Raw genomic sequence first — 10094 nt, 5'->3', positions numbered from 1 at the left:
AAACCACCGTGGATTTCAGTACGCACCAGGGGGAACGAAATGTCACCGACTAACCGCGACATGGCACCGACCAACGAGGACAAGCTCCGCGCCTACCTCAAGCGCGCCATCGCCGATCTCCAGCAGACCCGCGACCGGCTGGCCGAGGTCGAGGCGGGCGAACAGGAGCCGATCGCGATCGTCGGCATGGCCTGCCGCTACCCCGGCGGCGTCAGCTCGCCCGAGGACCTGTGGCGGCTCGTGACGTCGGGCACCGACGCGATCTCGGCGTTCCCCGACAACCGGGGCTGGGACGTGGACGGCATGTACCACCCCGACCCGGACCACCCCGGCACCACGTACGTCCGGGAGAGCGGATTCCTCTACGACGCCGCCGAGTTCGACCCTGCCTTCTTCGGGATCTCCCCGCGCGAGGCCATGGCGATGGATCCGCAGCACCGGCTGCTCCTGGAGACCTCCTGGGAGGCGTTCGAGCGGGCGGGCATCGATCCGGCCTCGGTGCGCGGCAGCCGTACCGGCGTGTTCGCCGGGATGATGTACCACGACTACGCTGCCCGGCTGAACGTCGTGCCCCAGGGGCTTGAGGGCTACCTCGGCAACGGCAGCGCGGGCAGCATCGCCTCCGGCCGCGTCTCCTACACGCTCGGTCTTGAAGGGCCCGCGGTGACGGTCGACACCGCCTGCTCCTCCTCCCTGGTCACCCTGCATCTGGCCGTGCAGTCGCTGCGCAAGGGCGAGTGCGAGCTGGCGCTGGCCGGCGGTGTCACCGTCATGTCCAGCCCCGGCTCGTTCATCGAGTTCAGCCGTCAGCGTGGGCTTTCCCCGGACGGGCGTTGCAAGGCGTTCTCCACCGACGCGGACGGCACCGGGTGGGGTGAAGGCGTCGGGATGCTGCTGGTCGAGCGGCTGTCCGACGCTCAGCGGAATGGGCATCCCGTGCTGGCCCTCGTGCGCGGGTCCGCCGTGAATCAGGACGGGGCGTCGAATGGGTTGACCGCGCCCAACGGGCCTTCGCAGCAGCGGGTCATCCGTGCGGCGCTGGAGAGTGCTCGGCTGTCTGCGGAGCAGGTTGACGTCGTCGAGGCGCATGGGACCGGGACCAGTCTCGGGGATCCGATCGAGGCGCAGGCGATTCTCGCGACGTACGGGCAGGATCGGCCTGCTGAACGGCCGTTGTGGCTCGGGTCGTTGAAGTCCAACATCGGGCATACGCAGGCTGCTGCGGGTGTCGGTGGTGTGATCAAGATGGTGATGGCGTTGCGGCATGGGGTGATGCCTAAGACGCTGCATGTGAGTGAGCCGACGACCGAGGTCGACTGGGCGGCGGGGGCTGTGTCCCTGCTGACCGAGCAGGTTGAGTGGCCGGAGACCGGGGAGCCTCGGCGGGCCGCTGTGTCGTCGTTCGGGGTGAGTGGGACCAACGCGCACACGATCCTTGAGCAGGCGCCGCCGGTTGAGGAGGTTCCCGCGGTTGAGCCGGTGGGGGCCGTGCCGTGGGTGTTGTCTGGGAAGACCGAGGGGGCGTTGCGGGCGCAGGCGGCGAATCTGTTGGCGTTCCTCGACTCGGCGTCTGGGTTGAGTTCGGTTGATGTGGGGTTTTCGCTGGCTGCTGGTCGGGCTGGTTTTGAGCATCGGGCGGCGGTGGTGGGGGGTGATGTCGCCAGCCGTCGTGCGGGTTTGGTGGCGCTTGCGGAGGGGGGTTCGGCTCCTGGGGTGGTGCAGGGGGTTGTGGGCGGTCGCAAGGTCGTCTTCGTGTTCCCGGGGCAGGGGTCGCAGTGGGTGGGGATGGCGGTCGAGCTGTTGGGGTCGTCGCCGGTGTTCGCGGAGTCGATGCGGGCATGTGCGGAGGCTTTGGCGCCGCATGTGGAGTGGTCTCTGCTGGATGCGCTGGGTGACGCCGCTGAGTTGGAGCGGGTTGACGTCGTGCAGCCCGTGTTGTTCTCCGTGATGGTGTCGCTGGCGGCTCTGTGGCGCTCGTACGGTGTGGAGCCTGCTGCGGTCATCGGGCACTCGCAGGGCGAGATCGCGGCTGCGGCTGTGGCGGGTGCGCTCTCGCTGGAAGATGCCGCGCGCGTAGTGGCGTTGCGGAGCAAGGCCCTGCTGGCGTTGTCCGGTCGGGGCGGGATGGTCTCCGTGTCCCTCCCGGTCGACGAGGTCACAGAGCGTCTGGCGCGTTGGGACGGTCGTGTCTCGGTCGCGGCCGTGAACGGCCCGGGTTCGATCGTCGTTTCCGGCGACGTCGACGCTCTCGACGAGTTGCTTGCTGAAGCGGAGGCGGATGGCTTCCGGGCTCGGCGTATCCCGGTGGACTACGCCTCCCACTCCGCCCATGTCGAGGAGATCGAGGGCGAGTTGGCGAAGGTCCTCGCCGGTATCACCCCCCGTCCCTCGCAGGTCCCCTTCTACTCGACCGTGACCGTCGAGCGGATCGACACCAGCGTCCTGGACGCCGACTACTGGTACCGCAACCTCCGCCAGACCGTCCGCTTCGAGGAGACCGTCCGCCTGTTGGTGGACCAGGGACACAAGCTGTTCGTGGAGTCCAGTGCCCACCCGGTCCTCGCCATGGGCCTCCAGGAGACCTCCGAGCACATCACCGCGATCGGTTCCCTCCGTCGTGACGAGGGCGGCCTCGACCGCTTCCTGTTGTCCCTCGCCGAGGCCCACGTCCACGGCGCCGACGTCGACTGGACGACCGTCTTCCCCGGCGCCCGCCGAACCGACCTCCCCACCTACGCCTTCCAACGCCAGCGCTACTGGCTCGACGCCGACGCCCCGGCGGGCGAGGTGTCCATGGACCCCGCCGACGCGCGGTTCTGGGAAGCCGTCGAGGGCGAGGACCTGCGGGGGCTGGCGGACGCGCTCGATGTGCGCGGGGATGACGAGGCCGCGCTCGAAGCGGTGCTCCCGGTGCTGGCGGCGTGGCGTCGTACCCGGCGTGACAAGAGCACGGTGGATTCCTGGCGGTACCGGATCGGCTGGCAGCGGCTGTCCGAACCTGCGTCCGGCACGTTGTCCGGGACCTGGCTGGTGGCGCTCCCGGCGGGTGACGCCGGGCCGTGGGGTACGGCTGCGGTGGCGGCGCTGGAAGCCGCGGGCGCCGAGGTCACCACGGTCGAGGTCGCCGATGGGTGCGCTCGCGACGCCGTTGCCGAACTGCTCGACGGGGTCGTCCCGGACGGTGTGCTCTCGTTGCTGGCGCTGACCGGGGCCCCGGAGGGGGCGGTGCACACCGTCTCGCTGCTCCAGGCGCTCGGCGACGCCGGGATCGAGGCGCCGTTGTGGTGTGCGACCCGGGGCGCGGTGGGTGTCGCGTCCGAGGGGCCGGACAGTCCGGTGCAGGCCCAGGTGTGGGGGCTCGGGCGGGTGGCCGCTCTCGAACACCCGCAGCGCTGGGGTGGTCTGGTCGATCTGCCGGTGGACGCGGACGAAGCGGCGCGGCGTCGGCTGGTCGGCGTGCTGGCCGGGCACGGGGACGAGGATCAGCTCGCCGTCCGGTCCTCCGGGGTGTACGGGCGCAGGCTGGAGCACGCCCCCGTGGCCGACCGCGCCCCGGCTCGGCAGTGGCGGCCGTCCGGGACCGTCCTCGTCACCGGCGGCACCGGGCCGCTGGCCGCCCAGGCCGCACGGTGGCTGGCGGGGAACGGCGCTGAGCACGTCGTCCTCGCGGGGCCGGTCGAGGAAGGCGCGGCCGAACTGGAGGCCGAGCTGACCGGTGCGGGCGTCCGGGTGACCGTCGTGGCCTGCGCGCACGACGACCGTGCGGCGCTGGAAGAGCTGCTGGCGACGCCGCCCACCGTGGTCGTGCACGCGCCGACCGTCCTCGACCAGGCTCCGCTCGCCGACACCACGCCCGCCGAGTTCGCCACGGTGGTCGCCGCCAAGGCGGCCATGGCGGCCCACCTCGACGAACTGCTCGACCAGTACGCCCCCGACGCCACCGTCGTCCACTTCTCCGCCGTCGCCGGTGTCTGGGGCAGCGGACGGCAGGGCGCCTACGCGGCCGGTAACGCCTACCTCGACGCGCTGGCCCAGCGCCGGCGCGCCCGTGGGCTGTCCGCCACCTCCGTGGCCTGGAGCCCCTGGGGCGGTGGCGCCGACACCCAGGACGACTTCCTCGACTTCCTGCGCCGCCGTGGCCTGCGGGCCATCGACCCCGAGCTGGCGATGACCGCCCTCCAGCAGGTCCTCGACCACGACGAGACGTTCGTGGCGCTCGCCGACGTCGACTGGGACCGGTTCGTCGCCGGGTTCACCTCGGTACGGCCCAGCCCGCTGATCGCCGGGCTGCCCGAAGTGCGTCGCCTCCAGGAGGAGGAAGGCGACACGGCCGGTGCCGGGGGCTCGGCACTGGCCCAGCGGCTCGCCGGCAAGACCGGTGCCGAGAGCGACCGGATCGTGCTGGAGCTGGTGCGCGGGCAAGTCGCCGCTGTGCTGGGGCACGCCACCCCCGAGGCCATCGAGGCCGGGCGCGCCTTCCTGGAGCTGGGCTTCGACTCGCTGACCGCGGTCGATCTGCGCAACCGTCTCAACGCGGCCACCGGGCTCAAGCTGCCCGCCACTCTGATCTTCGATTACCCGACGGCCACTGCCCTCGCCCAGTACCTCAAGACCGAGGTCCTTGGCGCACCGGCCGCCGTCGCCGCCGTTGCCACCGTGGCGCCGGTCGACGACGAACCCATCGCCATCGTCGGCATGGGCTGTCGCTTCCCCGGCGGGGTCACCTCCGAGGAGCAGCTGTGGCAGCTGATCTCCGAAGGCACGGACGCCATCACCGCGTTCCCCACCGACCGGGGCTGGAACCTCGACGCACTGGTGGACGAGGACGGCGAACGCTCCCGGACCTCCTACGTCGGCCACGGCGGGTTCCTCCACGACGCGGCGGAGTTCGACCCGACGTTCTTCGGGATCTCCCCGCGCGAGGCGCTGGCGATGGATCCGCAGCACCGGCTCCTCCTCGAAACCACCTGGGAGGCGTTCGAGCGGGCCGGGATCGATCCCGGGTCCCTGCGGGGGCGGCCGGTCGGGGTGTTCGCGGGGACCAACGGGCAGCACTACGCGCCGTTGCTCCAGGGGGCTCCGGAGAACCTGGACGGGTATCTCGCCACCGGTAACGGGGCGAGTGTGCTGTCCGGGCGCGTTTCGTACACGTTCGGGCTTGAGGGGCCTGCGGTGACGGTGGACACGGCGTGTTCGTCGTCACTGGTCGCGCTGCATCTTGCTGCGCAGGCTCTGCGGCAGGGGGAGTGTGAGCTGGCGCTCGCCGGTGGGGTCACCATCATGTCGACGCCGGACATGTTCCTTGAGTTCAGTCGTCAGAGCGGGTTGGCCGCTGATGGGCGGTCCAAGGCGTTCGCGGCGGCTGCGGATGGGTTCGCGCTGGCTGAGGGTGTGGGGATGCTGCTGGTCGAGCGGTTGTCGGATGCGCGCAGGAATGGGCATCCCGTGCTCGCGGTGGTGCGGGGCAGCGCGGTGAATCAGGACGGTGCCTCGAATGGGTTGACCGCGCCCAACGGTCCCTCGCAGCAGCGGGTGATTCGGCAGGCGCTCGCTAACGCCGGGCTCGGTACGTCGGACGTTGATGTGGTGGAGGCGCACGGGACCGGGACGACGCTTGGTGACCCGATCGAGGCTCAGGCGCTGCTTGCGACTTATGGGCAGGGTCGGCCCGCTGAACGGCCGTTGTGGCTGGGGTCGTTGAAGTCGAACATCGGGCATACGCAGGCTGCTGCCGGTGTGGCCGGCGTGATGAAGATGGTGCTGGCCATGCGGCACGGGGTCATGCCGAAGACGCTGCACGTGGATGAGCCTTCGCCGCAGATCGATTGGTCTGCGGGGGCGGTGTCGTTGCTCACCGAGGCGGCTGAGTGGGCTCGGGGAGATGCGCCTCGGCGGGCCGCTGTGTCGTCGTTCGGGATCAGTGGGACCAACGCACACGTGATCCTTGAGGAGGCGCCGGCGGTTGAGGAGGCTCCCGAGAGCTCGGCTGAGCCTGTGGGTGCGGTGCCGTGGGTGCTGTCCGCCAAGACCGAGGCCGGGTTGCGGGCGCAGGCGGCGAACCTGTTGTCGTTCGTCGGGTCCGCGTCTGGGTTGAGTCCGGTTGATGTGGGGTTTTCGCTGGCGGCTGGTCGGGCTGGTTTTGAGCATCGGGCGGCGGTGGTGGGGGCTGAGCTGGCCAGCCGTCGTGCGGGTCTCGCGGCGCTTGCGGATGGGGGGTCGGCTGCTGGGCTGGTGCAGGGGGTTGCCGGGTCCGATGACCGGGTGGTGTTTGTGTTCCCGGGGCAGGGGTCGCAGTGGGTGGGGATGGCGGTGGAGCTTCTGGGTTCGTCGCCGGTGTTCGCGGAGTCGATGCGGGCTTGTGCGGAGGCGCTTGAGCCGCATGTGGAGTGGTCTCTGCTGGATGTGCTGGGTGACGCGGCCGAGTTGGAGCGGGTTGACGTTGTTCAGCCGGTGCTGTTCTCCGTGATGGTGTCGCTGGCCGCGTTGTGGCGCTCCTATGGCGTGGAGCCTGCTGCGGTCATCGGGCACTCGCAGGGCGAGATCGCGGCTGCGGCCGTGGCGGGTGCGCTCTCGCTCGAAGATGCCGCGCGCGTAGTGGCGTTGCGGAGTAAGGCGCTGCTGGCTCTGTCGGGCCGGGGCGGGATGGTGTCTGTCTCGTTGCCGGTGGACGAGGTCACAGAGCGGTTGGCTCGCTGGGACGGTCGTGTCTCGGTCGCCGCCGTGAACGGCCCGGGTTCGATCGTCGTCTCCGGCGACGTCGATGCGCTCGACGAGTTGCTTGCTCAGGCCGAGACGGACGGCTTCCGTGCCCGCCGTGTCCCCGTCGACTACGCCTCCCACTCCGCCCATGTCGAGGAGATCCAGGCCGAGTTGGCGAAGGTCCTCGCCGGCATCACCCCCCGCCCCTCGCAGGTCCCCTTCTACTCCACCGTCACCGTCGAGCAGATCGACACCAGCGTGATGGACGCCGACTACTGGTACCGCAACCTCCGCCAGACCGTCCGCTTCGAGGAGACCGTCCGCCTCCTGGCCGACCAGGGACACCGTCTCTTCGTCGAGTCCAGCGCCCACCCCGTGCTCGCCATGGCCGTCCAGGAGACCTCCGAGCAGATCACCGCGATCGGTTCCCTCCGTCGTGACGAGGGCGGCCTCGACCGCTTCCTCCTCTCCCTCTCCGAGGCCCACGTCCACGGCGCCACCATCGACTGGTCGGCCGTCTTCCCCGGCGCCCGCCGAACCGACCTCCCCACCTACGCCTTCCAGCGCGAGCGCTACTGGCTCGACGCCCCCGCGACGGCGAGTGACGTGGCCTCGGCGGGGCTCGGTGCTGCGGATCACCCGTTGTTGGGGGCGGCGGTGGAGTTGCCGGACTCCGATGGGCTGGTGTTCACGGGGAGGTTGTCCCTGGGGGCGCAGCCGTGGTTGGCCGATCACGCGGTGATGGGGTCGACGTTGTTGCCGGGTACCGCCTTCGTGGAGTTGGCGATCCGTGCCGGGGACCAGGTCGACTGCGGGCATCTCGAAGAACTCACCCTGGAAGCGCCCCTGGTGCTGCCCGAGCGCGGTGGTCGTCAGCTGCGGCTGACCGTCGGTGAAGCGGACGGGTCCGGGCGGCGGACGTTGGGGATTCACTCGCGGTCCGAGGACGGTGGCGCGTGGGTGCGGCATGCCAGTGGTGTGCTGGCCCCGGAGGTGCCGGACGCCCCCGCCGACTTCGGGGGTGTCTGGCCGCCCGCCGGTGCCGTGGCGATCGAACTGGGTGAGTTGTACGAGCGGTTGGCCGCCACCGGGTACCACTACGGTCCGTCGTTCCAGGGGCTGCGTGCGGCTTGGCGGCACGGTGACGAGGTCTTCGCCGATGTCGCCCTGTCCGGGGAGCGTCGCTCCGACGCCGCCAGGTTCGGGGTGCATCCGGCTCTGCTGGACGCCGCCGTGCAGGCGGTCGGTCTTGGGGGGTTCCTCGGTGACTCCGGGCAGAGCAGGTTGCCGTTCCTGTGGGGCGGGGTGACGTTGCGGGCCGTCGGTGCGAGCGCGCTGCGGGTGCGGATCTCGCCTCACGGCCAGGACTCGGTGTCGCTCGCCGTCATGGACGCGCACGGGCGGGCCGTGGCGGAGGTGGACTCGCTGGTGCTGCGGCCGGTGACCGCCGAGCAACTGCGTGCCGCGCGGGAGGTTCGGCACGACTCGCTGTTCCGGGTCGACTGGGCTTCGGTTCCGGCGTTGCCCTCGGCCGGCCCGGAACGCTGGTTCGTTCTGGGTGCGGATCAGGAGAAGTTCGCCGCCGCTCTGCGGGCCGCCGGGCTTCCCGTCGACGGGTGTGCCGAGCTGTCCGCGCTCGACGCGGCGTCGGTGCCGTCCGTGGTGCTCGCGCCGTGCACCGTCGACTCCGTCGCGGACGCCGCCGACCTGGCGTCCGCCGTGCGCCTGGCCACGCACCGGGTGCTGGAGCTGGTCCAGGGGTGGCTCGCCGACGAGCGGTTCACGGCGTCCCGCCTGGTGCTGGTCACCCGTGGCGCCGTGGCCACGCGGCTCGGTGAGGACGTGTCCGACCTCGCGCACGCCGCCGTCTGGGGCCTGGTCCGGTCCGCGCAGGCCGAGCACCCCGACCGGCTGACGCTGCTGGACCTGGACGAGCACGACGCCTCCTACCAGGCGCTCCCGGCCGCACTCGGCGCCGACGAGCCCCGGCTCGCGGTGCGCGAGGGCACCCTGCTCGCCCCCCGGCTGGCCAGGGCCGTCGCGGCGGAGGGGACACCGCGCGCGCTGGACCCGTCCGGCACCGCCCTCGTCACCGGCGCCACCGGTGCGCTCGGCGGGCTCGTCGCCCGGCATCTCGTCACCGAGCACGGCGTCCGGCGTCTGGTGCTGGCCGGACGTCGGGGCATGGACGCGCCCGGCGCGCCCGAACTGCACGCCGAACTCACCGAGTTGGGCGCGACGGTCATCATGGCCGCCTGCGACGTGGCCGACCGGGAGCAGGTCGCCGCGCTCCTCGCCGGTATTCCGGCGGAGCATCCGCTGACCGCTGTTGTGCATGCCGCCGGTGTGCTGGACGACGGTGTCATCGAGTCCCTGACCCCGGAGCGCGTCGACGCCGTGCTCCGGCCGAAGGTGGACGCGGCGCTGCACCTGCACGAGCTGACCCAGGACGCGGACCTCGCCGCGTTCGTCGTGTTCTCCTCGGCGGCCTCCACCTTCGGCGGCCCCGGACAGGGCAACTACGCGGCGGCCAACGCCTTCCTCGACGCGCTCGCCCAGCGCCGCCGGGCCGGCGGACTGGCCGCCAGCTCGCTCGCCTGGGGCCTGTGGGCGCACCGCAGCGGGATGACCGCCCACCTCGGCGACGACCAACTCGGCCGCCTCGAACGCGGCGGCATGGCCGCCCTGCCCACCGCCGAGGGCCTGGCCCTCTTCGACGCCGCCATCGGCCTGGACGACGCCGTCCTCGTGCCGGTGCGGCTGACCCCGGCGGCCCTGCGCGCCACCGACGTCGTGCCCGCGCTGCTGCGCGGCCTTGTCCGGACCCCGGCCCGCCGGACCGTCGACGCCGGTTCCGTGCCGGACGCGACCTCGCTGCGGCAGCGGCTCGGCGGTCTCGCGGAAGCCGAACGCGACCGCGTGCTGACCGACCTCGTGCGCGGCCAACTGGCCGCCGTGCTGGGCCACGCCTCACCGGACGCCATCGACACCGGACGCGGCTTCCTCGAACTCGGTCTGGACTCGCTGACCGCCGTCGAGCTGCGCAACCGGCTGAACACGGCGACCGGACTGCGGCTGCCCGCGACGCTGATCTTCGACTACCCGACCCCGGTCGCCCTCACCGGCTACCTGGCCTCGGAGATCGTGCCGGACACCGCGAACTCGGCCGCGCCGCTCCTCGCGGAACTCGCCCGGCTGCAGAAGGAGTTGGCCGCGTTCACCGCCGCCGACGACGAGACCCGGGGCCAGATCACCGTCCGCCTCAAGTCGCTGACGGCCGGTTGGGCCGGCACTGACGAGTCCGAAGCCGAGGCCGACTTGGACACGGCCACCGACGACGAGATGTTCGACCTCATTGGCAAGGAGTTCGGGATTTCTTGAGCACCTACGAATCC

1 protein-coding gene is annotated in these 10094 nt (G+C 71.5%); it reads left to right on the top strand.

Annotation, left to right across the window (positions count from 1 at the left end):
- Positions 1-12 precede the first annotated feature (12 nt).
- Positions 13-10080, top strand: coding sequence for a type I polyketide synthase (locus IAG44_RS15985; RefSeq protein WP_425508524.1), 10068 nt, complete (start codon positions 13-15; stop codon positions 10078-10080).
- Positions 10081-10094 lie beyond the last annotated feature (14 nt).

Origin of the sequence: Streptomyces roseirectus, from assembly GCF_014489635.1 — a bacterium.
GTDB lineage: Bacteria > Actinomycetota > Actinomycetes > Streptomycetales > Streptomycetaceae > Streptomyces > Streptomyces roseirectus.
This window is presented reverse-complemented; position numbering and strand designations above follow the sequence as displayed.